This window comes from Streptomyces sp. NPDC053069 (assembly GCF_044546895.1).
GTDB lineage: Bacteria > Actinomycetota > Actinomycetes > Streptomycetales > Streptomycetaceae > Streptomyces.
Genome location: NZ_JBITZN010000001.1, coordinates 779,780 through 802,768, shown reverse-complemented (window position 1 = coordinate 802,768; position 22,989 = coordinate 779,780). Strand labels below are relative to the sequence as shown.

22 protein-coding genes, 1 rRNA gene, 1 pseudogene and 1 riboswitch are annotated in these 22,989 nt (G+C 69.7%); of the genes and pseudogenes, 14 read left to right on the top strand and 10 right to left on the bottom strand.

The window, feature by feature from the left end; translation table 11 throughout:
- Positions 1-157: 157 nt before the first annotated feature.
- From rrf to ACIGXP_RS03580, 11 genes are all read left to right on the top strand, one after another.
- A 5S ribosomal RNA gene (gene rrf, locus ACIGXP_RS03630) occupies positions 158-274 on the top strand.
- Positions 275-381: 107 nt separating this feature from the next.
- Positions 382-990, top strand: coding sequence for a CDP-alcohol phosphatidyltransferase family protein (locus ACIGXP_RS03625; protein ID WP_399763478.1), 609 nt, complete (start codon positions 382-384; stop codon positions 988-990).
- 113 nt (positions 991-1,103) lie between these two features.
- Entirely contained in the window at positions 1,104-3,599 is a 2,496-nt protein-coding gene (locus ACIGXP_RS03620; RefSeq protein WP_363219334.1) for a mannose-1-phosphate guanyltransferase, read from the top strand.
- A gap of 134 nt (positions 3,600-3,733) precedes the next feature.
- Positions 3,734-4,651 carry a DUF881 domain-containing protein gene (locus tag ACIGXP_RS03615; protein WP_399763475.1) on the top strand — a complete coding sequence of 306 codons (918 nt, stop codon included), beginning with the start codon at positions 3,734-3,736 and terminating at the stop codon, positions 4,649-4,651.
- Complete coding sequence (locus ACIGXP_RS03610) at positions 4,648-4,980, top strand: small basic family protein (protein ID WP_003988855.1); 333 nt, start codon at positions 4,648-4,650, stop codon at positions 4,978-4,980. The genes ACIGXP_RS03615 and ACIGXP_RS03610 overlap by 4 nt, the downstream gene beginning before the upstream one ends.
- Before the next feature lie 5 nt (positions 4,981-4,985).
- Entirely contained in the window at positions 4,986-5,858 is an 873-nt protein-coding gene (locus ACIGXP_RS03605) for a DUF881 domain-containing protein (RefSeq protein ID WP_399763472.1), read from the top strand.
- 190 nt (positions 5,859-6,048) lie between these two features.
- Positions 6,049-6,879: an FHA domain-containing protein gene (locus ACIGXP_RS03600; protein WP_363219337.1), complete on the top strand. Its 831-nt coding sequence runs from the start codon at positions 6,049-6,051 to the stop codon at positions 6,877-6,879.
- 44 nt (positions 6,880-6,923) lie between these two features.
- On the top strand, positions 6,924-7,661 hold the full coding sequence (locus ACIGXP_RS03595) for a MerR family transcriptional regulator (RefSeq protein WP_363219338.1): 738 nt from the start codon (positions 6,924-6,926) through the stop codon (positions 7,659-7,661).
- 85 nt (positions 7,662-7,746) lie between these two features.
- Positions 7,747-8,220, top strand: coding sequence for a bifunctional nuclease family protein (locus tag ACIGXP_RS03590; protein WP_026253112.1), 474 nt, complete (start codon positions 7,747-7,749; stop codon positions 8,218-8,220).
- A gap of 231 nt (positions 8,221-8,451) precedes the next feature.
- Positions 8,452-9,096 (top strand): MerR family transcriptional regulator, encoded by a 645-nt coding sequence (locus ACIGXP_RS03585; protein ID WP_363219339.1) that lies wholly within the window; start codon positions 8,452-8,454, stop codon positions 9,094-9,096.
- A gap of 54 nt (positions 9,097-9,150) precedes the next feature.
- Positions 9,151-10,635, top strand: a complete 1,485-nt coding sequence (locus tag ACIGXP_RS03580) for a DNA polymerase IV (protein WP_399763468.1) — start codon at positions 9,151-9,153, stop codon at positions 10,633-10,635.
- On the opposite strand, the gene ACIGXP_RS03575 is transcribed toward ACIGXP_RS03580, so the two are convergent.
- Positions 10,557-10,928, bottom strand: a complete 372-nt coding sequence (locus tag ACIGXP_RS03575) for a PRC-barrel domain-containing protein (RefSeq protein WP_363219341.1) — start codon at positions 10,926-10,928, stop codon at positions 10,557-10,559. The two genes, ACIGXP_RS03580 and ACIGXP_RS03575, sit on opposite strands and share 79 nt — an antisense overlap.
- Positions 10,929-11,047: 119 nt before the next feature.
- A riboswitch (glycine riboswitch) is annotated at positions 11,048-11,142 on the top strand.
- Positions 11,143-11,315: 173 nt separating this feature from the next.
- Here ACIGXP_RS03575 and gcvP point away from each other — a divergent pair.
- Complete coding sequence (gene gcvP, locus ACIGXP_RS03570) at positions 11,316-14,201, top strand: aminomethyl-transferring glycine dehydrogenase (RefSeq protein WP_399763464.1); 2,886 nt, start codon at positions 11,316-11,318, stop codon at positions 14,199-14,201.
- A gap of 53 nt (positions 14,202-14,254) precedes the next feature.
- Here gcvP and ACIGXP_RS03565 read toward each other — a convergent pair whose 3' ends face one another.
- Genes ACIGXP_RS03565 through modA form a run of 4 tightly spaced genes read right to left on the bottom strand, consistent with a single transcriptional unit; the run spans position 14,255 to position 17,556 of the window.
- A complete protein-coding gene (locus ACIGXP_RS03565) occupies positions 14,255-14,674 on the bottom strand; it encodes a TOBE domain-containing protein (protein WP_363219343.1) in 420 nt (139 codons plus the stop codon).
- Positions 14,675-14,702: 28 nt separating this feature from the next.
- Entirely contained in the window at positions 14,703-15,887 is a 1,185-nt protein-coding gene (locus ACIGXP_RS03560) for an ABC transporter ATP-binding protein (protein WP_399763460.1), read from the bottom strand.
- The gene (gene modB, locus ACIGXP_RS03555; protein WP_399763457.1) at positions 15,884-16,744 is read right to left on the bottom strand and encodes a molybdate ABC transporter permease subunit; all 861 of its coding nucleotides are present in this window, start codon (positions 16,742-16,744) and stop codon (positions 15,884-15,886) included. Before modB ends, ACIGXP_RS03560 begins: the two co-directional genes overlap by 4 nt.
- Positions 16,741-17,556: a molybdate ABC transporter substrate-binding protein gene (gene modA, locus ACIGXP_RS03550; protein ID WP_399763454.1), complete on the bottom strand. Its 816-nt coding sequence runs from the start codon at positions 17,554-17,556 to the stop codon at positions 16,741-16,743. The genes modB and modA overlap by 4 nt, the downstream gene beginning before the upstream one ends.
- 205 nt (positions 17,557-17,761) lie before the next feature.
- On the opposite strand from modA, the gene ACIGXP_RS03545 reads away from it, so the two are divergent.
- On the top strand, positions 17,762-18,250 hold the full coding sequence (locus ACIGXP_RS03545; protein ID WP_399763450.1) for a molybdopterin-dependent oxidoreductase: 489 nt from the start codon (positions 17,762-17,764) through the stop codon (positions 18,248-18,250).
- A gap of 12 nt (positions 18,251-18,262) precedes the next feature.
- On the opposite strand, the gene ACIGXP_RS03540 is transcribed toward ACIGXP_RS03545, so the two are convergent.
- From ACIGXP_RS03540 to ACIGXP_RS03525, 4 genes are all read right to left on the bottom strand, one after another.
- Complete coding sequence (locus ACIGXP_RS03540; protein ID WP_069783985.1) at positions 18,263-18,658, bottom strand: molybdopterin-binding protein; 396 nt, start codon at positions 18,656-18,658, stop codon at positions 18,263-18,265.
- Between the two features lie 92 nt (positions 18,659-18,750).
- Positions 18,751-20,706: an amino acid transporter gene (locus tag ACIGXP_RS03535; RefSeq protein WP_363220467.1), complete on the bottom strand. Its 1,956-nt coding sequence runs from the start codon at positions 20,704-20,706 to the stop codon at positions 18,751-18,753.
- A gap of 264 nt (positions 20,707-20,970) precedes the next feature.
- Positions 20,971-21,528, bottom strand: coding sequence for a hypothetical protein (locus tag ACIGXP_RS03530; protein ID WP_399763446.1), 558 nt, complete (start codon positions 21,526-21,528; stop codon positions 20,971-20,973).
- A gap of 135 nt (positions 21,529-21,663) precedes the next feature.
- Complete coding sequence (locus ACIGXP_RS03525) at positions 21,664-22,194, bottom strand: universal stress protein (protein WP_363220465.1); 531 nt, start codon at positions 22,192-22,194, stop codon at positions 21,664-21,666.
- Between the two features lie 166 nt (positions 22,195-22,360).
- Between ACIGXP_RS03525 and ACIGXP_RS03520 the strand changes: the two are divergent.
- Positions 22,361-22,468 (top strand): annotated as a pseudogene (locus ACIGXP_RS03520) (1,4-beta-xylanase); the annotation flags it as partial.
- Positions 22,469-22,581: 113 nt separating this feature from the next.
- Here the strand turns inward: ACIGXP_RS03520 and ACIGXP_RS03515 are convergent.
- Positions 22,582-22,788 (bottom strand): DUF5999 family protein, encoded by a 207-nt coding sequence (locus ACIGXP_RS03515; RefSeq protein WP_030603474.1) that lies wholly within the window; start codon positions 22,786-22,788, stop codon positions 22,582-22,584.
- Between the last annotated feature and the right edge of the window lie 201 nt (positions 22,789-22,989).

Genomic DNA, 22,989 nt, shown 5'->3' with positions numbered 1-22,989 from the left:
GTTGATAGGCCGGATCTGGAAGCCAGGCAACTGGTGGAGGTGACCGGTACTAATAGGCCGAGGGCTTGTCCTCAGTTGCTCGCGTCCACTGTGTTGGTTCTGAAACCACGAACAGCCCCATGTGCCACACATGGTTCGGTTGTCAGTTTCATAGTGTTTCGGTGGTCATAGCGTGAGGGAAACGCCCGGTTACATTCCGAACCCGGAAGCTAAGCCTCACAGCGCCGATGGTACTGCAGGGGGGACCCTGTGGGAGAGTAGGACGCCGCCGAACTCCTTTTACAGCTCCGGCTCTTGGGTACTGCCCAGGGGCCGGAGCTTTTTTGCGTTGAGGTAGGGTCAGGGGGCATCGTTGGCTCGTTTCGCACAGGAGGCCCCCGGGTGGAGGTCCAGGAGACCCGTGTCCAGACAGACCGGGTCCTCACCATCCCCAACATCCTCAGCATGGCACGGCTCGTCGGCGTACCCGTCTTCCTGTGGTTGATCCTCAGGCCCGAGTTCGGGGGCCCCCACAGCGACGGCTGGGCTCTTCTCGTGCTGGCTTTCAGCGGGGTCAGTGACTATCTGGACGGCAAGCTCGCCCGGCGCTGGAATCAGATCAGCAGCCTCGGCCGGCTCCTCGACCCCGCCGCCGACCGGCTGTACGTGCTTTCGACGCTGGTAGGTCTCACGTGGCGGGAGATCCTCCCGGTCTGGTTGACCGCCCTCCTGCTGGCGCGAGAGCTGATGCTCCTGGTGATGGTGGGCATCCTTCGCCGGCACGGGTATCCGCCGCCGCAGGTGAACTTCCTCGGGAAGGCCGCCACCTTCAACCTGATGTACGCCTTCCCGTTGCTGCTCCTCAGCGACGGAAGCACGTGGATCGCGTCAGTCGCTGCTATTTTCGGATGGGCGTTCGCCGGATGGGGTACAACCCTCTACTGGTGGGCAGGAGTGCTCTACGTGGTACAGGTCCGCCGATTGGTTCGTGCGGACGCCATGGCCGATTGAGCTCGGCGATTGTCCGGACGTACGCCTCGATGGCCCGTGGTGCAAAAGTGCGGGACAATCTGGACGGGTGAAGTCGGCTAGACCGTCGTCTCTTGGAGGAGGACGCTTCCGACATGAAGGCCGTCGTGATGGCCGGGGGCGAAGGCACTCGCCTGCGCCCCATGACCTCTAGCATGCCCAAGCCGCTCCTGCCCGTGGCCAACCGCCCGATCATGGAGCATGTGCTACGGCTGCTCAAAAGGCACGGGCTCACCGAGACCGTAGTCACCGTCCAGTTCCTGGCATCGCTCGTCAAGAACTACTTCGGCGACGGCGAAGAGCTCGGAATGGAGCTCACCTATGCCAATGAGGAGAAGCCACTCGGTACCGCCGGAAGCGTCAAGAACGCCGAAGAGGCGTTGAAGGACGATGCCTTCCTCGTCATCTCCGGCGATGCGCTGACCGACTTCGACCTCACGGAGCTGATCAATTTCCACAAGGAGAAGGGCGCGCTGGTCACGGTCTGTCTGACTCGGGTGCCCAATCCGCTGGAGTTCGGCATCACCATCGTCGACGAGGAAGGCAAGGTCGAGCGCTTCCTGGAGAAGCCGACCTGGGGGCAGGTCTTCTCCGACACGGTCAACACGGGCATCTATGTCATGGAGCCCGAGGTGTTCAACTACGTCGAACCGGATGTTCCGGTCGACTGGTCCGGCGATGTCTTCCCGCAATTGATGAAGGAAGGCAAGCCGATCTACGGCTATGTCGCCGAGGGCTACTGGGAGGACGTCGGCACCCACGAGAGCTATGTGAAGGCCCAGGCCGACGTGCTCGAGGGCAAGGTGAACGTCGACATCGACGGCTTCGAGATCTCGCCGGGCGTGTGGGTGGCGGAGGGCGCCGAGGTGCATCCCGATGCGGAACTGCGCGGACCGCTGTACATCGGCGACTATGCGAAGGTCGAGGCCGGCGCCGAGATCCGCGAGCACACCGTCGTCGGCTCGAATGTCGTCGTCAAGAGCGGCGCCTTCCTGCACAAGGCCGTGGTGCACGACAACGTGTACGTCGGGCAGCACAGCAATCTGCGCGGCTGTGTCGTCGGAAAGAACACCGACATCATGCGTGCCGCGCGGATCGAGGACGGCGCGGTCATCGGCGACGAGTGTCTGATCGGTGAGGAATCGATCGTTCAGGGCAACGTCCGGGTCTACCCCTTCAAGACCATCGAGGCCGGCGCCTTCGTCAACACCTCCGTCATCTGGGAGTCCAGAGGACAGGCCCATCTGTTCGGCGCCCGCGGCGTGTCCGGCATCCTGAACGTGGAGATCACACCGGAGCTGGCCGTACGGCTGGCCGGCGCCTACGCGACCACCCTCAAGAAGGGCTCCACGGTCACCACGGCCCGCGACCACTCCCGAGGCGCCCGTGCGCTCAAGCGGGCGGTCATCTCCGCGCTGCAGGCCAGCGCCATCGACGTACGCGACCTGGAGAACGTGCCGCTGCCCGTGGCCCGGCAGCAGACCGCGCGGGGCAGTGCCGGCGGCATCATGATCCGCACCTCGCCGGGTGTGCCGGACTCGGTCGACATCATGTTCTTCGACGGCAATGGCGCCGACCTGTCGCAGGGCAGCCAGCGCAAGCTGGACCGGGTCTTCGCGCGACAGGAGTACCGGCGGGCGTTCCCCGGTGAGATCGGCGACCTGTACTTCCCGGCCAGTGTCTTCGACTCGTACACCGGGTCGCTGCTGCGGAATGTCGACACGACGGGGATCGCCGAGTCGGGTCTGAAGGTCGTCGTCGACGCCTCGAACGGCAGTGCCGGGCTGGTGCTTCCCAGCCTGCTGGGCAAGCTCGGCGTGGACTCGCTGACCATCAACCCCGGTCTCGACGAGTCCCGGCCCACGGAGACGGGCGAGATGCGGCGCAACGGTCTGGTCCGGCTCGGGGAGATAGTGGCGTCCTCGGGGGCCGCGTTCGGTGTCCGGTTCGACCCCGTGGGCGAGCGGCTGTCGCTCGTGGACGAAAAGGGCCGGATCATCGAGGACGACCGCGCGCTGCTGGTGATGCTGGACCTGGTGGCCGCGGAGCGGCGCAGCGGCCGGGTGGCGCTGCCGGTGACCACGACCCGGATCGCCGAGCAGGTGGCCGCCTACCACGGCACCCAGGTGGAGTGGACCACAACCTCGCCCGACGACCTGACACGGGTCGGCGGCGAGGAGGGCACCATCTTCGGAGGTGACGGCAAGGGCGGGTTCATCGTCCCCGAGTTCAGCAGTGTCTACGACGGTACGGCGGCCTTCGTACGGCTGATCGGGCTGGTGGCGCGCACGCAGCTCACGCTGAGCCAGATCGACGCGCGGATCCCGCGGGCGCACGTCCTCAAGCGGGACCTGGCCACACCGTGGGCCGTCAAGGGTCTGGTCATGCGGCGGGTGGTCGAGGCGGCCGGGGATCGCTTTGTCGACACGACCGACGGTGTGCGGGTGGTGGAGACGGACGGGCGCTGGGTGATGGTGCTGCCCGACCCGGCCGAGGCCGTCACCCATCTGTGGGCCGAGGGGCCCGACGACGCCTCGGCACAGGCCCTGCTCGACGAGTGGTCGGCCGTCGTGGACAGCGCCGGGAGGTAGGGCCAGGCGTAAGGGAGGCCGCGCCACCGGACGGCAAAACCCACGCACGCGCGCGTGCCGGACAAGTGTCCCCAAGGGGGCCTGTCCGGCACGCCGGTGGGGCCGTTCGGAGGTACTGGTCGCGACATGCGACGATGTGCGGCATGCCGCAGCAACCCCCCGTTCGGAGCAGCCCCACGCGGCCGCAGCGCCCGGACGCCTCCATGTCGTTGATCACCAACGTCATGGACCACAGCCTCGACGACGGGTACGCCGAGGCCGCCGCCCGGAAAAAGTCCCAGGGCGAGAGCGGGCTGCCCAGGACCCTCAGGGCGAAGCTGGGCCTCGCGGCCGGGCTCGTCCTTGCGGCGCTGGTCGTGACCGTCGGGGCGGCCCAGACGCGGGCGGCGGCGCCCGTGGTGGCGAAGGAGCGCCAGGAGCTGATCGACCGCATCGACAGTGAGACCGCGGCCGCGGACAAGCTGGAGGGGACCGTCGACACGCTGCGTGACGAGGTCGGCGCGCGCCAGCGGGCGGCGCTGAAGTCGACCGGCGGCAGCACGCAGGCGGACCTAGTGGACGTTCTGTCGGGCGCCACCGCGGTCCATGGGCCGGGCGTCAAGCTCGTGGTGAACGACGCCAAGGAGGCCAGCTCCGGCGGTGACGGCACCAATCCGCGGGAGACCTCGGGGTTCTCCGACACCGGCCGGGTCCGCGACCGGGACATGCAGCGCGTGGTCAACGGGCTGTGGGAGTCGGGCGCCGAGGCCATCTCCATCAACGGTCAGCGGCTGACCGCCCTGTCCGCGATCAGGGCCGCGGGGGACGCGATACTGGTCGACAACAGGCCGCTGGTGCCGCCGTACACGGTGCTGGCGGTGGGCGACGGGAAAAAGTTGAGCAACGGGTTCCAGAACAGCGCCGACGGCCTGTATCTGCATGCCCTGGAGCAGAACTTCGGCATCCGCGCCACCATCTCCACCGAGGGCGACGTACGGTTGCCCGCCGCACCCAGTGTGATCGTACGCACAGCACAGCCGAGCACCGAGAAGACTGAGAAGGGCACATCGTGATCGCCGTACTGGGCCTCGTCGTGGGAGTCGTGGCCGGCCTGTTGGTCCGGCCCGAGGTTCCGGCGGTTGTCGAGCCTTATCTGCCGATCGCCGTCGTGGCGGCACTGGACGCCGTGTTCGGCGGTCTGCGGGCCATGCTCGACGGCATCTTCGACGACAAGGTCTTCGTGGTGTCGTTCCTGTCGAACGTGGTCGTCGCCGCGCTGATCGTGTTCCTGGGTGACAAATTGGGCGTGGGTGCGCAGCTGTCCACGGGTGTCGTGGTGGTCCTGGGTATCCGGATCTTCTCCAACGCCGCGGCCATCCGGCGGCACGTGTTCCGGGCGTGACACCGATGAGCGAGCAGAACGAGCGGAACGAGCAGCCGGAGAAGCGGGATACTCCGGACAAGTCGGAGCACAAGCTGCGCAAGGAGCTGCCCGAGGAGGTGCCCGCGCGGGCACCGGAACCCGAGCCCGGGCCCGAGCCGAGAACGCAGGAAGCGCTGACCGGCAGGCAGCGGCTGGTCAAGGGGCTGTGGCCGCCGCGGGTCACCCGGGCCCAACTGATCGTCGCCGTGCTGCTGTTCGGCCTCGGCTTCGGGCTGGCGGTGCAGGTGGCGTCCAACAGTGACAGCGACAGCGCGCTGCGCGGCGCCCGTCAGGAAGATCTTGTTCGCATCCTCGATGAACTCGATTCGCGTACTCAGCGTCTTGAGGACGAGAAGCAGGGACTCGAAAAGCAGCGCCAGGAACTGCAGAGCAGCTCCGACCGGGCCGCGGAGGCCCGCAAGCAGACGGCCGAGAAGGAGAAGCAACTCGGCATTCTGGCGGGCACCGTGGCGGCGCAGGGTCCCGGCATCACGATGACGATCGAGGACACGAAGGGGACGGTCAAGGCGGACATGCTGCTCGACGCGATCCAGGAGTTGCGTGCGGCCGGCGCGGAGGCGATCCAGGTCAACGGGGTACGGGTGGTCGCGGGTACCTACTTCACGGACGCCGGCGACAGTGTCGGCGTCGACGGGAACAAGATCAACGCCCCCTATCGTTTCAAGGTCATCGGCAAGCCGCAGGACCTGGAGCCGGCGTTGAACATCCCAGGAGGCGTGGTGCAGACGCTGGAGAAGGAGCAGGCCACGGTGACCGTTCAGCAGTCGGACAAGATCGTCGTGGACGCCTTGCGACAGGCGAAGCGGCCTGACTACGCTCGGTCGTCCTCCCAGTGAACCGGTGGTGCATGGGGGACATCCGGCAGGGGCATGAGGTTGCGGGGGGTCGCCGCACCGAAGGGGTGGTGCGTGGTGGAAACTGTCTGGTGGATACGGACGTTGTGAGAATGTCCGGCTCGGCCGGTGTAGGCAATCAGGGTTCGTCCTGCCCCACGGGCGGGTCTGTTTCGGTCAAGGGGAATCGCCCGTGAAGTTGTTTGCGAAGTTGTTCGGCAAGAGCGCACGAGAGGGCAGCGGCAACGCGACCGCTCGGCATCGCGCACAGCCTGACGCGGAGGGCCAGCGCCCGCTGTTCCGGGACCAGGTCGCTGGTCCGGGCGGTGACATTTCCGGAGGTCAGGGCGGGGCGTCGGTTGACCCTGCCCAGTCCGGCGGCATAGGTTTCGGGCAACCGTCAACCTCAGGTGCGGGCGGAGGGTTCGCCCCCGGTCCGTACGCGTCCCATGCCCCGGCGGGGCAGCCGCAGCAGGAGGATCCGTCCATGTCGGCCCTGGTGTGTACGAGGTGCGGTAACCGCAATGCGGAGAACGCGCGCTTCTGTTCCAACTGTGGTGCGCCGCTGCGCCCGGGAGTGGCGCCGGAGCGTGCCTCCGAGACGACGTCCACGATCTCGATCTCCGGTCTGGAGGCCTACGACTCCGAGGTCACCGGTCAGACGCAGATGCCGATGCTGTCGCCGGAGGCGCAGGCCGCGGTGGACGCGCTGCCGCTGGGCTCGGCGCTGCTGGTGGTGCGCCGGGGACCGAACTCGGGCAGCCGCTTCCTGCTGGACAGCGACCTGACCACGGCGGGCCGTCATCCGCAGAGCGACATCTTCCTGGACGACGTCACGGTCTCGCGCCGGCACGTGGAGTTCCGGCGTTCCCCGGACGGCTCGTTCACCGTGGCCGACGTGGGCAGTCTGAACGGCACGTACGTCAACCGCGAGCGGATCGACCAGGTCGCTCTGTCGAACGGTGACGAGGTGCAGATCGGCAAGTACCGGCTGGTGTTCTACGCGAGCCGGCAGGGCATCTGACCCGCCCCCGGACCGGCGTCCGGGGGGACTCCCAGGGAAGGTCCATGCTTCAAACACCGAGCGGCGGTGCCGGAAGCGGTACCGCCGCCAGGGACAGTGGGCTGATGAGCATCGGCACGGTGCTGAACGTGCTGCGTGACGAGTTTCCCGAAGTCACCATCTCCAAGATCCGTTTCCTGGAGGCCGAGGGGCTCATCGAGCCGCAGCGGACCCCTTCGGGGTACCGCAAGTTCAGCGCCGGGGATGTCGAGCGGCTGGCTCATGTGCTGAGGATGCAGCGGGACCACTATCTGCCGCTCAAGGTGATCCGCGAGCGGCTGGACGCCATGGAGCGGGGCGAGGCCGTCCAGCTCCCCCTCGTGGGGCGTCAGCGCACCGCGGAGGACGTTCCGGAACCGCCCGGGGCGCCCACGGTGGCCCGGGTGGGCAGGGCCGAGCTGCTGGCGGCCGCGGACATCGACGAGGGTGAGCTGAAGGAGTGGGAGTCGTACGGCCTCATCGCTCCCCTGGAGGACGGGGTGTACGACGCCGAGGCCGTCACCGTGGCCTCGCTCGTCGCCGAACTGGGCCGCTTCGGGATCGAGCCGCGCCACCTGAGGGTGATGAAGGCCGCCGCCGACCGTGAAGCCGGACTCGTCGACCAGGTGGTCGCCCCGCTCAAGCGCCACCGCAACCCGCAGACCAGGGCACATGCCGAGGCCCGTACGAAGGAGCTGGCGGCGCTCACCGTGAAGCTGCACGCGGCCCTCGTGCAGACCGCTCTCGGCGTGCGGCTGCCCTGAGCTCGGCGGCTCCCCGGCGGCCGGATCGGGCAGCTGTTCCCGGCCCGACTACCCAAACGTCCCGGGCACGGCCTAGGGTTGCTGTGTGAACGAGCTCGATGTCGTAGGTGTCCGGGTCGAAATGCCCTCCAACCAACCGATCGTGCTCCTGCGCGAAGTGGGAGGCGATCGTTACCTCCCCATCTGGATCGGGCCGGGGGAGGCGACGGCGATCGCCTTCGCCCAGCAGGGCATGGCCCCCGCCAGGCCACTGACCCACGACCTGTTCAAGGACGTGCTGGAGGCCGTCGGCCAGGAGCTGACCGAAGTACGCATCACCGATCTGCGGGAAGGCGTCTTCTACGCGGAGCTGGTCTTCGCCAGCGGCGTCGAGGTCAGCGCCCGCCCCTCCGATGCCATAGCGTTGGCCCTGCGCACCGGGACGCCCATCTACGGCAGTGACACGGTCCTGGACGACGCCGGTATCGCCATTCCGGACGAGCAGGAGGACGAAGTGGAGAAGTTCCGCGAGTTCCTCGACCAGATCTCGCCCGAGGACTTCGGCACCAGCAGCCAGTGATCAGGAGCGGCCGGTAAGTGCCGATCCTCCTGGTGGGACGGGCATGTGCCACCGGCCATTGAGAGCGTCCTACGGCTTCCCCCGAAGGCATTCGGCTAGCCTTTCCCCGCGGTGGGACACGGGAAACCACTCCTAGGGTGATTATCACTCGGCGTGCCGAGTGTGGCGATCGTTGACGCACCCCTGGTGACTGCCTACCGTCGTGAAGGCAGGTCAAGGACGGAGGTCGGCGTGAGAACCAGCGGCGACGGTACGGCTGGGGGTGCTCCCGTGCGCGGTTTCGGGGAGAGCGGTCCGTACCCGGTTCACAGCAGCGCGGTGGATCACGCTCCGCAACGGCCGACGGCGGTGCCGAACGGCGGAGGGGCGGCGTCCATGACATCCGAGCAGATCGGCTATCGGGGGCCCACGGCCTGCGCGGCGGCCGGCATCACCTACCGGCAGCTCGACTACTGGGCCCGCACCGGCCTGGTCGAGCCGAGCGTGCGGCCCGCCTACGGGTCGGGCACCCAGCGGCTGTACAGCTTCCGGGACGTGGTCGTCCTGAAGATCGTGAAGCGGTTCCTGGACACCGGGGTCTCGCTGCAGAACATCCGCGCGGCCGTGCAGCACCTCAGAGAACGCGGTTTCCGCGATCTGGAGCGGATGACCCTGATGAGCGATGGCGCAACGGTCTACGAGTGCACCTCGCCGGACGAGGTCCACGCCCTGCTCCAGGGCGGTCAGGGCATCTTCGGGATCGCCGTCGGCGTGGTGTGGCGGGACGTGGAAAGCGCACTCTCCCAGCTGCACGGCGAGCGCATCGACACGGGCGAGACCCTCGTCGGGCACAACCCCGCGGACGAGCTGGCGCGGCGCCGCAACCGGGCGGTCTGACGCTGCCCCTTCCGGGGCCGGGCATTGTCAGTGCCGTGGTGCAGCATCGGAGATGTGAGAAACACGCCCACGATCCTGCATCTCGACATGGATGCCTTCTACGCCTCGGTGGAGCAGGCATCCAAGCCGAGCCTGCGCGGGAAGGCGGTCGTCGTGGGCGGCCTCGGACCACGCGGGGTGGTGGCCACCGCGTCGTACGAGGCACGGGCCTTCGGGGTCCACTCGGCGATGCCCATGGCCCAGGCCCGCCGGCTGGCGCCCAACGCCGCCTATCTGGTGCCGCGCTTCACCCTGTACCGGACGGTCAGCGAACAGGTGATGGCGCTGCTGCGGGAGCTGTCACCGCTGGTGGAGCCGCTCAGTCTGGACGAGGCGTTCGTGGACCTGGAGGCCGGGGGGACGGCCTGGGACGAGGAGTCGGCGCGGCTGGCCGGGATCAGGCTCCGCGCGGACATCCGGGAGGCCACCGGGCTCACCGGTTCGGTCGGGCTCGCCGCCTCCAAGATGCTCGCCAAGATCGCCTCCGAGCAGGCCAAGCCGGACGGCCTGGTGCTCATCGAGCCGGGGTCCGAGCGGGCCCTGCTGGGGCCCATGCCGGTGCGGACCCTGCCCGGGGTCGGCCCGGCCACCGGCGACCATCTGCGCAGAGCCGGGATCACGACGGTCGAGGAACTGGCGGAAGCGGGCGAGGACGAACTGGTCCGGCTGCTCGGCAAGGCCCACGGGCATGCGCTGTACGCCATGGCCCTGGCCCATGACGAGCGGCCCGTGGTGGCCGAGCGCGAGGCGAAGTCGGTGTCGGTCGAGGACACGTACGACGTGGACATCCATGACCGGCTGAGGATCGGCCTTGAGGTGCAGCGGCTCGCCGACCGGTGTGTGGGGCGGCTGCGCGAGGCCGGGCTGTCGGGGCGGACCATTGTGCTGAAGGTGCGGCGGTACGACTTCTCGACGCTGACCAGGTCGGAGACGCTCAGGGGACCGACGGACGATCCGGCGGTCGTGCGGGAGGCAGCCGCGCGGTTGCTGGACTCCGTGGACACCACGGGCGGGGTACGGCTGCTCGGCGTGGGTGTCTCCGGGCTCGCCGACTACACCCAGGAGGACCTGTTCGCCCAGGCCATGCCGGTGCCTTCGGCAGAAGAGCCGGAGAAGGGCGCGGTCGAGGTCATGGTGGAGCGGCCGGAGTCTGTCGAACGGCACTGGCGTGCCGGGCAGGATGTGCGGCATGCCGAATACGGACACGGGTGGGTGCAGGGCAGTGGACTGGGGCGGGTGACCGTGCGGTTCGAAACGCCGCAGTCCCCTCCGGGACGGGTGCGGACGTTCTTTGTCGACGATCCCGCGCTGGAGTCGGCCGATCCATTGCCGTTGGTTTCGGATTCCGCCCATGAGGAGCGTCCGACGCCGGACGGGGACGAGGAGCGGCCGGCGCCGGGGCGAGGCCAGGACGAGAGGCCTCAGGTCTCCTCCGAACCCGCCAGCTTGCCGAAGTCGTGGTCCGGGACCGACGGGGGCGGGGTCACGTCGAGGCCGTAGTGGTGGTAGAGCTGGAGTTCCTGTTCGGGGGAGAGATGGCGGCCCACGCCGAAGTCGGGGGCGTCCTTGATCAGGGCGCGGTCGAAGGGGACGTGGAGGGAGCCTTCGATCAGTTCACTGGGCTCCAGGGGGACGAAGGCGTCCCGGGAGAACAGGCCGGTGCGTATGGCCGCCCACTCGGGCACGCCGGTCGCGTCGTCGAGGTAGACCTCGTCGATGGTGCCGATCTTGGTCCCATTGCGGTCGAACGCCTTGCGGCCGATCAGGTTGCGCGGATCGATCTCGGTCTGCACGGTCCCTCTCCCTCCACTTGGTCGCAACTCATCCGTAACCACTACGAAAGAGCACAATCAGGGAGGCGGCCACTCGAAGGCTCGGGCGTTGACCTCGCTGGTAGGCTGACAGCGGCTGCTGACCCCGTGCGGGAGAGTCCTCCGACCACCTCGGAGGCGCCGAAGGAGCAAATCCTCCCCGGAATCTCTCAGGCTCACGTACCGCACGGACGAGGTCACTCTGGAAAGCAGAGCGGGTGTCGACGGCTTCCGCTCTCACCGACGGTGAAAGCCGGGGCTCTCGGGGCCCGGTGAAGCTCTCAGGTTGAGATGACAGAGGGGGAGGCCGTCGGGGCACCCGCGCCGTGGTGCCCCTCGAAGGTCGCGTCAGACCAGGAGGCCTCCGCAATGACCGCCCACCGCATTCCGCTCTCGGAGCTCGAAGCGGGCATCCCGTTCGAGCAGCGCCACATCGGGCCCGACCAGGAGGCGCGGGCCAAGATGCTCGCGCACGTCGGCTACGGCTCCCTCGACGAGCTGACCGCCGCCGCGGTCCCGGATGTGATCAAGAACGCCGACGCCCTCGATCTGCCGGGCGCCCGCACCGAGGCCGAGGTGCTCGCCGAGCTGCGCTCGCTCGCCGACCGCAACCAGGTCCTCGACTCCATGATCGGCCTGGGCTACTACGGCACCTTCACCCCGCCGGTCATCCTGCGCAACGTCATGGAGAACCCGGCCTGGTACACCGCGTACACCCCGTACCAGCCGGAGATCTCGCAGGGACGGCTCGAGGCCCTGCTGAACTTCCAGACCGTGGTCGCCGACCTCACCGGCCTGCCCACCTCCGGTGCCTCCCTGCTCGACGAGGGCACGGCCGCCGCCGAGGCGATGGCCCTGTCGCGGCGCATGGGCAAGAACAAGAAGGGCCTGTTCCTGGTCGACGCGGACGCGCTGCCGCAGACCATCGCCGTCATCGAGACGCGCGCGGAGCCCACCGGTGTCGAGGTCGTCGTCGCCGACCTCAGCGAGGGCATTCCGGCCGAGGTGGCCGAGCGCGAGATCAACGGCGTGCTGATCCAGTACCCGGGAGCCTCCGGCGCCGTACGGGACATCAAGCCGGTCATCGACCAGGCGCATGAGCTGGGTGCCCTGGTCACCGTGGCCGCCGACCTGCTGGCGCTGACCCTGCTGACCTCGCCGGGTGAGCTGGGCGCGGACATCGCCGTAGGTACCACCCAGCGCTTCGGTGTGCCGATGGGCTTCGGCGGTCCGCACGCGGGCTACATGGCCGTGCACGAGAAGTTCGCGCGCAGCCTGCCCGGCCGCCTCGTGGGCGTCTCCGTCGACGCCGACGGCAACAAGGCCTACCGGCTCGCGCTGCAGACCCGTGAGCAGCACATCCGCCGCGAGAAGGCCACCAGCAACATCTGCACCGCGCAGGTGCTGCTCGCCGTGATGGCCGGCATGTACGCCGTCTACCACGGGCCGGAGGGTCTGAAGACCATCGCCCGGCGCACGCACCGGTACGCCACGATCCTCGCCGCGGGCCTGAAGGCCGGCGGGGTCGAGATCGTCCACGGCGCCTACTTCGACACCCTCACCGCGCGCGTGCCCGGCAGGGCCGCCGAGGTCGTGGCCGCCGCCCGGGCGGGTGGCGTCAACCTGCGGCTCGTCGACGCCGACCACGTCTCCCTCGCCTGCGACGAGACGACCAAGCGGGCTCAGCTGGCCGCCGTCTTCTCCGCCTTCGGCGTCGAGGCCGACATCGAGGCGCTGGACGCGACCGCCGAGGACACCCTGCCCGAGGCACTGCTGCGCACCGACACCTACCTGGCCCACCCGGTCTTCCACCAGTACCGCTCCGAGACCGCGATGCTGCGCTACCTGCGCAAGCTGGCCGACCGCGACTACGCGCTCGACCGCGGCATGATCCCGCTGGGCTCCTGCACCATGAAGCTCAACGCGACCACGGAGATGGAGCCGGTCACCTGGCCCGAGTTCGGCCAGCTGCACCCGTTCGTGCCCGCCGAGCAGGCCGAGGGCTACCTCACGCTCATCCGCGAGCTGGAGGAACGTCTCGCCGAGGTCACCGGCTACGACAAGGTCTCCCTGCAGCCGAACGCCGGTTCCCAGGGCGAGCTGGCCGGTCTGCTGGCCGTACGCGGCTACCACCGCGCCAACGGCGACGAGCAGCGCACCGTGTGCCTGATCCCGTCCTCCGCGCACGGCACCAACGCCGCCAGCGCCGTGATGGCCGGCATGAAGGTCGTCGTCGTCAAGACCGCCGAGGACGGCGAGATCGACGTCCAGGACCTGCGCGCCAAGATCGAGCAGTACCGCGACGAGCTGGCGGTGCTGATGATCACCTACCCGTCGACGCACGGTGTGTTCGAGGAGCACGTCGCCGACATCTGCGCCCAGGTCCACGAGGCCGGCGGCCAGGTGTACGTCGACGGTGCCAACCTCAACGCCCTGGTCGGCCTCGCCAAGCCGGGCCACTTCGGCGGTGACGTCTCCCACCTGAACCTGCACAAGACCTTCTGCATCCCGCACGGCGGCGGCGGCCCCGGCGTCGGCCCGGTCGCGGTCCGCTCGCACCTGGCGCCGTACCTGCCGAACCACCCGCTGCAGCCGGAGGCGGGCCCGGACACGGGCGTCGGCCCGATCTCGGCCGCGCCCTGGGGCTCCGCGGGCATCCTGCCCATCTCCTGGGCGTACGTCCGCCTCATGGGCGGCGAGGGCCTCAAGCGCGCCACGCAGGTGGCCGTGCTCTCGGCGAACTACATCGCCAAGCGCCTGGAGCCGCACTACCCGGTGCTCTACACCGGCCCCGGCAACCTGGTCGCGCACGAGTGCATCATCGACCTGCGCCCGCTGACCAAGGCGACCGGCGTGAGCGTGGACGACGTGGCCAAGCGCCTGATCGACTACGGCTTCCACGCGCCGACCATGTCCTTCCCGGTGGCCGGCACGCTGATGATCGAGCCGACCGAGTCGGAGGACATCACCGAGCTGGACCGGTTCTGCGAGGCGATGATCGCCATCCGCGCGGAGATCGAGAAGGTCGGTTCCGGCGTGTGGCCGGCGGAGGACAACCCGCTGTCGGGCGCCCCGCACACGGCCGCCGCGCTCGGCGGCGAGTGGACGCACGCCTACAGCCGCGACGAGGCCGTCTTCCCGGCCGGTGTCTCGGCCGCGGACAAGTACTGGCCGCCGGTGCGCCGTATCGACCAGGCCTTCGGCGACCGCAACCTGGTCTGCTCCTGCCCGCCGCTGGACGCGTACGAGGACTGAGCGAGCGTGGCTCTCAGGGCCCCGTCCGGTTTCCGGGCGGGGCCCTCGCCGTGTCAGGCCGTCGCCAGGGACACCTCGGTCGCCTTGATGAGAGCGACCACGTCGGAGCCCACGAAGAGACCCAGGTCGGTGGCGGCGTCCTTGGTGATGGCAGCGGTCAGTTCACCGCCGGGCACGGAGATCTTCACGGAGGCCATCGCGGCGCCGGTGGTGAGGCCGATGACCGCGCCGGGGAGCTGGTTGCGGATCGACAGACCCTCGACGCGGTGGGTGGCGAGGGAGACCTCGGTCGACTTGACCAGGGCCCGCACGGACGAGCCGGGAGCGAGGGCGAGGTCCTCGGCGGACTCCTTGGTGATGGCCGCGGTGAGGGTCTGCCCACCGTCGAGACGGAGCTTGACGGTGGCCATGGCCTCGCCCGGCTGGATCGCGGTGACCGTGCCGGTGAGCTGGTTGCGGATGCTGAGGGTCATGGGCACTCACGGTAGAGTGCCTGCCCGATCAGGCAGGGTATGCGTGTGTCTGCGCCGCTTTGACCGTCGCCCAGACGGATGTGCCGGGGTGCAGGTCCAGGTCGGCGGCGGCGATCGTGGTGAGGTCGGCGGCGAGGGGGAGTTCACCGCGGAGGTCGGCGCGGATCTGGTCGCCGTGCGTCTCCAGCCCGGCCACCTCGCAGCGCCACAGGTTACGGGCACTGGCACCCGTGGGGCGGTCCCGGAACAGGGTGACGGCACTGGGCGGGAAGGCCACGAAGACCGGGCCGGACAGGTCTTCCATGGTGGTGATCGAGGGTCCCGCATCGAGGCGTACCGTGTGCCGGTCCGCCTGCCCCCGGTAGAGGTTGAGGCCGACGAGCTGGGCGATGTAGTCGGTGCGCGGATGGCGGGCGATGTCCGCCGGGGTGCCCTCCTGGACGACCCGGCCGTGCTCTATGACGACCAGCCGGTCCGCGAGCACCATGGCGTCCAGCGGGTCGTGTGTGACGAGGACGGCGACCGCTTCGAACTCGGCCAGATGGCGGCGGAGTTGGGCCCGGACCTCGAGGCGGGTACGGGCGTCGAGGGCGGCGAGCGGTTCGTCCAGGAGCAGCAGTCGGGGGCCGACGGCCAGGGCGCGGGCGAGGGCCACGCGCTGGGCCTGGCCGCCGGAGAGACGGCGGGGCTTGGCGCCCGCGTGGTCGGCGAGGCCCATGCGCTCCAGCCAGGCCGCGGCCTGTGCGCGGGCCTCGGCCTTCGTCGTGCCCTGGCAGCGCGGGCCGAAGGCGACATTGTCGAGGGCGGACAGGTGGGGGAAGAGAAGGTAGTCCTGGAAGACCACGCCGACCGGGCGGGACTCCGGGGGAGTGCGGTCCAGGTCCGCGCCGTCGAGGCGGAGATGGCCGTCGGTGAGGGGGGTGAGGCCGGCGAGGGCGCGCAGGGCGGTGGTCTTGCCGGCACCGTTGGGGCCGAGGAGCGCGACGACGTCTCCGGGGGCGGCGGTGAGGGGCACGTCCAGGCGGAAAGGGGGGCGGTCCACGACGAGGTGGGCGTCCAGGCCGGTCGTCGGGTGCGCATGCCTGGTGGGATGCCGGCCTTCGGCCGGCTGTGGGTTGCCACCCGCACCGCCCGTGCAGGTTTTGTCGTCGGGTACGGGTGGCCCCTGCGGGGGCTGAGCGCCGTCGGCGGCTGCGGGGCGAGGAGTGGTCATGGTGTCGTCATCCAACGGTCTCGCAAACCCGCCAGCACCGCGATCGACACCGTCAGCAGGACCAGGCTGAGGGCGATGGCGGCGTCGGGGTCGTTCTGCAGGGCCAGGTAGACCGCGAGAGGCATGGTCTGGGTGCGGCCGGGGAAGTTGCCGGCGAAGGTGATCGTCGCCCCGAACTCGCCGAGCGCCCGTGCCCACGCCAGGACCGCGCCCGCGGCGATGCCGGGAGCGATGAGCGGCAGGGTGACCCGGCGGAACGCGGTGAACCGGGACGCGCCGAGCGTGGTCGCCGCCTCCTCGAAGCGCGGGTCGGCCGCGCGCAGGGTGCCCTCGACGCTGATGACGAGGAACGGCATCGCCACGAACGCCTCCGCGATCACGACCCCGGTGGTGGTGAACGGCAGGGTGATCCCGAACCAGGCGTCCAGCCACTTGCCGATGACCCCGTTGCGGCCCAGGGCCAGCAGCAGGGCGACACCGCCGACCACCGGAGGCAGGACCAGGGGCAGAGTCACCAGAGCCCGTACGAGGCCCCGGCCGGGAAATTCCGTACGGGCCAGCAGCCACGCCAGCGGCACGCCCAGCACGAGACTCACGGCCGTCGCCGCGGTGGCGCTGAGCAGGGACAGCTGGAGCGCTTGCCACACCTCCGTGCTGGTCAGCTGGTCCGGCAGGCTGCGCCAGGGCGCGCGGACCAGCAGCGCGAGCAGGGGCAGCAGCAGGAACGCCAGCGCCAGTACGCCCGGCAGCAGCAGCGGCAACGGCACTCCGCGCCGGACCCCCGCGCCGACGCGCCGACGCCGCGGCCGGCCCGTGCGGGGGCCGGCCGCGACGCCGGGCTTGTGAAGCGAGGTCACGGCTTGAGGAACCCGGCCTCGCTCAGCACCTTCTGGCCCTCGGCGGACTGTACGAGGGTGATGAACGCCTTGGCGGCCTCGGCGTTCTGCCCGTTCTTCAGCTGGGCGATCGGGTAGGCGTTGATGGCCTTGGCGGACTCGGGGAACTTCACGCCCTCCACCTTGCCACCCGCGGCCTTCACATCGGTCTGGTAGACGACCGCGGCGTCGGCCTCCTTCAGCTCCACCTTGTTCAGGGCGCTCTTGACGTCCTGCTCGTAGGACACCGGGGTGAGCTTGAGCTCGGCGGCGTCCAGGGCCTTCTGCGCGGCGGCACCGCACGGCACGGTCTTGTCGCAGAGCACGACCTTCAGACCGGACTTGGTCAGGTCCTTCAGGGAGGACACCTTGTCCGGGTTGCCCGGCAGGGTCGCGATCTCCAGCTGGTTGCGTACGAAGGTGGCCGGGGTGCCGACCGCGTCCTTCTTGTCCGTCACGATCTTCATCGTCTTGGGACTGGCGGCGGCGAAGACGTCCGCCGGGGCGCCGCCGGTGATGCTCGCGGCGAGCATGTCGCTGCCGCCGAAGTTGAAGCTGACCTTGGTGCCCGGGTGCTGCTGCTCGAACTGCTTGCCGAGCGTCGTGAAGCTCTCCTTCAGGGAGGCGGCGGCGAAGACGGTGACCGTGCCCGAGAGCTTGGGTGAGGCGGAGCCGGGCTTGGCCGGCTCGGTGGAGGAGTCACTGGAGGAGGAGCAGGCGCTGAGTGCCATCAGGGCGGCTCCCGCACCGGCCAGCTGCAGCACTCGCCGGGTCCGGCGCACGGAACGGGTCATCACGGATCTACTCCTCTGGTTCTGCGGAACAGCTGTCGCGCCCTGACACGGCCGGGGGACCGGCCGTGCGGCGATGATACTGCCGCATCTGCCAGCCGTAAGTCTCCTGTCTCATCGCATGAGCTGCGGAGTTGCGACTTGTAGCTTGCATGTGCGTTTGCACGGTGCGCCGCGGCGGGTACGGTGCTGCGGGAGGTGGTCGCAGGTGACGCTCGCGGAACTCGCCCTGACCGGTGATCTGGCCCGGCCCGGCCGGCTGCGGGTGCCGGACCTGCTGCGCTGGCCACAGCACCGGGTGGATGTCAGCTTCGAGTGCGCGACCAGCGGCCTCCAGCACCACCGGTTCGCCGGCCCGCGCCTGTACGACGTCCTCACCGACGCGGGGCCCGGCTTCGACCCGGCACGGCGCAAGGACCGGCTGCGCTTTCTCATCGCCGTCACCGGCACCGACGGCCACCACGCGGTGCTCTCCTGGGCCGAGATCGACCCGGACTTCGCGGACGCGCCCGTCCTGCTCGGCGTGCGCATCGACGACACCCCGCTGGATACGGCCGGCCCCCAGCTGGTGCTGCCGCAGGACCGGTGCGGGGCCCGGCACATCAGCGGTGTCACGGCGATCCGGGTGGACGGCGGTTACCGCTGTGACGCTCCGGTACCGGCCGGACCCGGTCGTGCGTCGGCGGCAGCTCCGTGAACCGGGACGGTGTCAGACGCGGTCGATGTGCACGTTGGTGGATTTCACACGCGCGGTGGCCTCCATGCCGACCTCCAGGCCCAGTTCCTCGACGGCCTCCCGGGTCAGCAGCGACACCAGCCGATGCGGGCCCGCCTGGATCTCCACCTGGGCGGCGACGTCACCGAGCTTGATCGCCGTGACGATGCCGGGGAAGGCGTTGCGCACGGAGGTGTAGGAGGCGTCCTCCTCGCCGCCGCCCGCCTTGGCCAGTTCAACCGAGAACGCGGCCAGGTCCCTGCCGTCGATGAGCCGCCGCCCGGCCTCGTCACGATGGGTTGCCACCCGGCCCGCGTCGGCCCAGCGGCGGGCGGTGTCCGGGCTCACGCCGAGCAACCGTGCCGCCTGGCCGATCGTGTAGGACTGCATGCCGGTCACGATAGGGCCACCGGCTGGGAACCGTGGACGCGGGTCGGCCGTTGGGTACAACGCGATACGGCCCTGTCGGTATGCGTCCGGTCTCACCCGGTGTGCACGCGCGGCCGACGTACCCGGTCCGGTTCCGCCTCCCGGAGCACCTCGCGGGTGACCGGAGCGACCTCGCCCTGGCCGAAGAGGAAGAAGCGCAGGAAATTGGCGAACGGGTTGCCCTCGGTCCACTCGAAGTAGATGTGCGGGGTGCAGCCCGTGCTGTCCCGGACGTGGAGCAGCAGTGCGGCCAGGGCATTGGGGATGGACGCGGACTCCAGGGTCAGCACGCGGTAGCGGCCGTGCAGGACCTCGCCGCGCACGGTCATGCTCGCCTCGAACTCGGAGGGGTCGGTGACCGTGACCTCGACGAAGACGAAGTCCTCCTGCTCGGGCATGTCGTTGTCGGCGCGGATCTGCTCGATCTTGTCGCGGTACTCCGCCTTGTCCCGGTGGCCGGGCTCGTTCGCGATGAACCGCATCTTCCGGCTGGCCATGTCCCGGACGAATCGTTCCGCCATCGGATCGAGCGTCACGCTGGTCACGCGCAGCTCGAAGGCACGGGCCAGCCGGGACGCCAGCGAGACCAGGATGATGCCGGCGATGAAGCAGGCACCGATCTTCACACCGTCCGGGCGCTCGATGACGTTCACGACGGTCGTGTAGAGGAACACCGCCGCGATCACGCCGAACCCGATGGTCCAGTTGCGCTGCCCGGCCTTGTGCGCGGCGATGGTCACCGCGATCGCGGCCGAGCTGATCAGCACCAGCACACCGGTGGCGTACGCGCCGCCCTGCTTGTCGACGTTGGCGTCGAAGATCCAGGTCACCAGGAACGCGACCAGGGTGAAGACGATCACCATCGGGCGTACCGCGCGCGCCCAGTGCGGGGCCATGCCGTAGCGGGGCAGATAGCGCGGCATGAGGTTGAGCAGGCCTGCCATCGCGGAGGCGCCGGCGAACCACAGGATGGCGATGGTCGAGATGTCGTAGACCGTGCCGAAGGCGCCGCCGAGGTACTGGTGCGCGAGGTAGGCGAGGGCACGGCCGTTGGCCGGGCCGCCCGTCTTGAAGTCCTTCTCCGGGATCAGCAGTGTGGTGATGAAGCTGGTGGCGATCAGGAAGCAGCTCATGATGAGCGCTGCGGTCGTGAGCAGCTTCTTGGTGTCCCGGATCCGGCCGGTCGGCTTGTCCTCGGTGTCCCCGGTGTCGCCCTGGACGTGCGGCATGACGGCGACACCGGTCTCGAAGCCGGACAGGCCGAGGGCGAGTTTCGGGAACACGATCAGAGCCACGCCGACCATGACGAACACGTTGCCGTGCTCCGCCGTCAGGGCGCTGGACCAGTCGGTGACCACATGCCCCGCGGTGAGGACGTGCCACAGGCCGACGATCACGACGACCAGGTTGAGCGCGAGGTAGACGCCGACCAGGGCGACCGCGACACCGATCGCCTCCAGGAAGCCCTTCAGGAACACCGCGCCGAGCAGTGCCACCAGGAACAGCGTGATCACCATCTGGTGGCCGTGCAGGGCGCTGGTCAGATGCGGGTTCTCCACCAGGTGGGTGGAGGCGTCGGCGGCCGACAGGGTGATGGTGATGAGGAAGTCGGTGGCGGCGAAGCCCAGCAGGGTGAGTACGAACAGCTTGCCCTGCCAGAACGACAGCAGCCGTTCCAGCATCGCGATGGAGCCCTCGCCGTGCGGGCTCTCCTCGGCGACGCGGCGGTAGACCGGCAGGGCGCCGGCCAGGGTGACGACGACGAGCACGATCGTCGCGATCGGGGACAGCAGGCCGGCCGCCAGAGCCGCGATGCCGGGCTGGTAACCGAGGGTCGAGAAGTAGTCGACACCCGTCAGGCACATCACGCGCCACCAGCGCTGGCCCTTGTGCGGGGGCTCCGGTTCGGCGTGGGGCCCGGTGTGGCCGCCGTGCTTGCCCATGTCGGACAGCCCCTCCAGCATCCAGTTGCGCAAGCGACTGGGAGGGGGGTGCTCGGTCGTGGCCATCGGCGTGCTCCTGTGTGCGGCTCAGCTCTTTTCCGGCCATCACGCGGACGGCGGCACCAGCGTAAGCAGAGAGTGACGCCTGGGCCCATGGATCAGGGCTCGGGAGGCGTCAATCTTGCGTTAAGAATGGCGCGAGAGCAGCAGAGTCGCATCAAGAAGGCGAGGCCGGAGCCGGTGGCCGGGAGCACGGCCGTCCGGGGCAACGGCCCCCACCGCCACGCCGGGACGGCCACCGAGTGTCATGTCCTGGGCCGGCGCACCACCTCACTCCAAGCCGGAGGCCCGGAACACGCCCAGGGCCGTCTCGCGGTCGATACGGCGGGCGAGGCGGTGCAGGGCGGTCGTGCCGCACAGCAGGGTGCCCGCCGCCTCGGACACCCGGGCGCCCTCGTCGAGGAGGTACCACAGACCGGGATTGCGGATCAGTGTCCCGGGGTCGATCTCGACCCGGTTGCCGAGGGTGTCGCGCAGGACCAGCCGCTGGGCCACGCCGTCCAGCGGGCGCACCGCGATCAGCAGATCCGTGCGGACCCGGCGGGTGCGCAGCAGACCGCGGGTGGCCAGCCAGCCCGCACCCGCCGAGACCCGTACCGGGAACAGGACGAGGAACAGCAGCAGCGCGACGGCCGGCCACAGGGCACAGCGCCACCAGGTGAGGGAACCGGCCGCCCAGTCGACGAAGAGCAGCAGGCCGAGCAGGACACCGGCGCAGCGGAGCGACGCGCGCACGTCCGCCGCCCAGTCGCGGTCGTGCAGCACGCCGGCGGTGCCGGTCCGGTGCCGGCCCGCGAGCCGGGAAAGCGCGTCGTTGCGGTGCCTCATGTCTGAGACGGTAGACAGGGCCGGCGCCGATGGAGCAGGCCCGTCGCCCACCTTGACGCTGTCCTGATGGCTGTGGGGGCCTTTTTGACGCGACGCCTGCACTCGCCGTCCGGGGCGCTTTCCCCAGGGCCCCCGTCAAAGCCCCCGGATGTCCATGCGCAGATGCCAGGTGTTGCGCCGGTGGACGGAGAGCAACTGCGACTCCAGCGGGGACGGGGGCACCGCCAGCACCGGGCAGACCGCGTGCGCCAGGCAGTACCGGGAGACCCGGCCCGAGAAGGCGCGCTGCAGGCCGCGTCGACCGGCGCCCACGACCAGGACGTCGTTCTCCCGGTTCGCGGTCGCCACCAGTGCCGGCCCCGGGGCGCCGCGGACGATGACGGCGTGCATCGGCACACCCGGTGCGTCCCCGCCGAAGATCTCCTCGAGTACGGAGGCCAGCCGCTGCCCGGCCAGCCGCTGCCAGTCCTCGACCAGCAGACCGGCGGCGGGGGAGCGGCGCGCGGCGGGATCACCGCCCGGCGGTTCCCAGGCCAGCACCGGCCACAGTTCGGCTCCAAGCCTGCGGGCCAGCGCGGTGGCCCGCCGCAGGGCCGTGACGCTGCCCAGGGAGCCGCTCACACCGACCACCACCCGCGCGGTCGCCGAGGCGTCGTAACCGGACATCGCTCCACCGTTCCTCGCGGGCGACGCCGGGGTCTCTCGCGCGGACGTGCCCGCCCTGCAAGGCCGTTGCTTCCTTCCATCCCACTCCCGTACCGGCGATTCGACCAGCCGGGCGGACGGTGTTCTCCGGGCGGCTGCAGCCGGCCTCGGGTACCGGCTGCTGCACGACAGATACTCCTGGGTCCCGGCCGTCTTCCCCGGTGAGGGCGCGGCCCTGCCGTGGGACGAGCAACTGGAGCCCGAACCGGCGTACCAGTCGCTGCGCGAGGCGCTGAGACAGCCTCCGGTCACGGCCCGTAGTCACCCCTGGACACACGTCAGGGCCGGTGCGCACGGGATACGTGCGGGCCGGCCCCTCAGGTTGCTCTTGCTCTGTTCTCGCTCCGCTCAGGCAGCGGTCATCACCTGCTCCGCACCGAGCGGACGGTGCGGAGCGATGATCCTGCCGTCGGGCAGCAGCTCACCGGTGTCCTCGAAGAGCAGGACGCCGTTGCACAGCAGACTCCATCCCTGCTCCGGGTGGTGCGCCACGAGACGGGCGGACTCCCGGTCGGCGGACTCGGCTGGTGGACACGGCGGCTGGTGCTGGCACATGGATGGGATCTTTCGCTCTGTTGTGGTCATGGCCGTCCCCCGTGGTGATAAGTCGGTCGGAACCCAGTGTTGCCCTCTGGGCGGCATTCCGCAGGGATTTCGCAGCACCGCTTCTCACAGGTTCATGACGCGTCACCCGCCCGGACGGTTCAGTCGAAGTGCACTGTCACTTCGGGTGGTTCGCAGTGGCCAGATAGGGCT

What these genes read in the sequence shown, in the direction of transcription:
- modA (WP_399763454.1), bottom strand. Translation starts at nt 17,556, where the DNA reads ATGACCCGTTCCGTGCGCCGGACCCGGCGAGTGCTGCAGCTGGCCGGT.
- ACIGXP_RS03515 (WP_030603474.1), bottom strand. Translation starts at nt 22,788, where the DNA reads ATGTGCCAGCACCAGCCGCCGTGTCCACCAGCCGAGTCCGCCGACCGG.
- ACIGXP_RS03530 (WP_399763446.1), bottom strand. Translation starts at nt 21,528, where the DNA reads ATGAGGCACCGCAACGACGCGCTTTCCCGGCTCGCGGGCCGGCACCGG.
- ACIGXP_RS03540 (WP_069783985.1), bottom strand. Translation starts at nt 18,658, where the DNA reads ATGCAGTCCTACACGATCGGCCAGGCGGCACGGTTGCTCGGCGTGAGC.
- ACIGXP_RS03620 (WP_363219334.1), top strand. Translation starts at nt 1,104, where the DNA reads ATGAAGGCCGTCGTGATGGCCGGGGGCGAAGGCACTCGCCTGCGCCCC.
- ACIGXP_RS03615 (WP_399763475.1), top strand. Translation starts at nt 3,734, where the DNA reads ATGTGCGGCATGCCGCAGCAACCCCCCGTTCGGAGCAGCCCCACGCGG.
- ACIGXP_RS03605 (WP_399763472.1), top strand. Translation starts at nt 4,986, where the DNA reads ATGAGCGAGCAGAACGAGCGGAACGAGCAGCCGGAGAAGCGGGATACT.
- ACIGXP_RS03560 (WP_399763460.1), bottom strand. Translation starts at nt 15,887, where the DNA reads ATGACCACTCCTCGCCCCGCAGCCGCCGACGGCGCTCAGCCCCCGCAG.
- ACIGXP_RS03525 (WP_363220465.1), bottom strand. Translation starts at nt 22,194, where the DNA reads ATGTCCGGTTACGACGCCTCGGCGACCGCGCGGGTGGTGGTCGGTGTG.
- ACIGXP_RS03565 (WP_363219343.1), bottom strand. Translation starts at nt 14,674, where the DNA reads ATGACCCTCAGCATCCGCAACCAGCTCACCGGCACGGTCACCGCGATC.
- gcvP (WP_399763464.1), top strand. Translation starts at nt 11,316, where the DNA reads ATGACCGCCCACCGCATTCCGCTCTCGGAGCTCGAAGCGGGCATCCCG.
- ACIGXP_RS03595 (WP_363219338.1), top strand. Translation starts at nt 6,924, where the DNA reads ATGCTTCAAACACCGAGCGGCGGTGCCGGAAGCGGTACCGCCGCCAGG.
- ACIGXP_RS03535 (WP_363220467.1), bottom strand. Translation starts at nt 20,706, where the DNA reads ATGGCCACGACCGAGCACCCCCCTCCCAGTCGCTTGCGCAACTGGATG.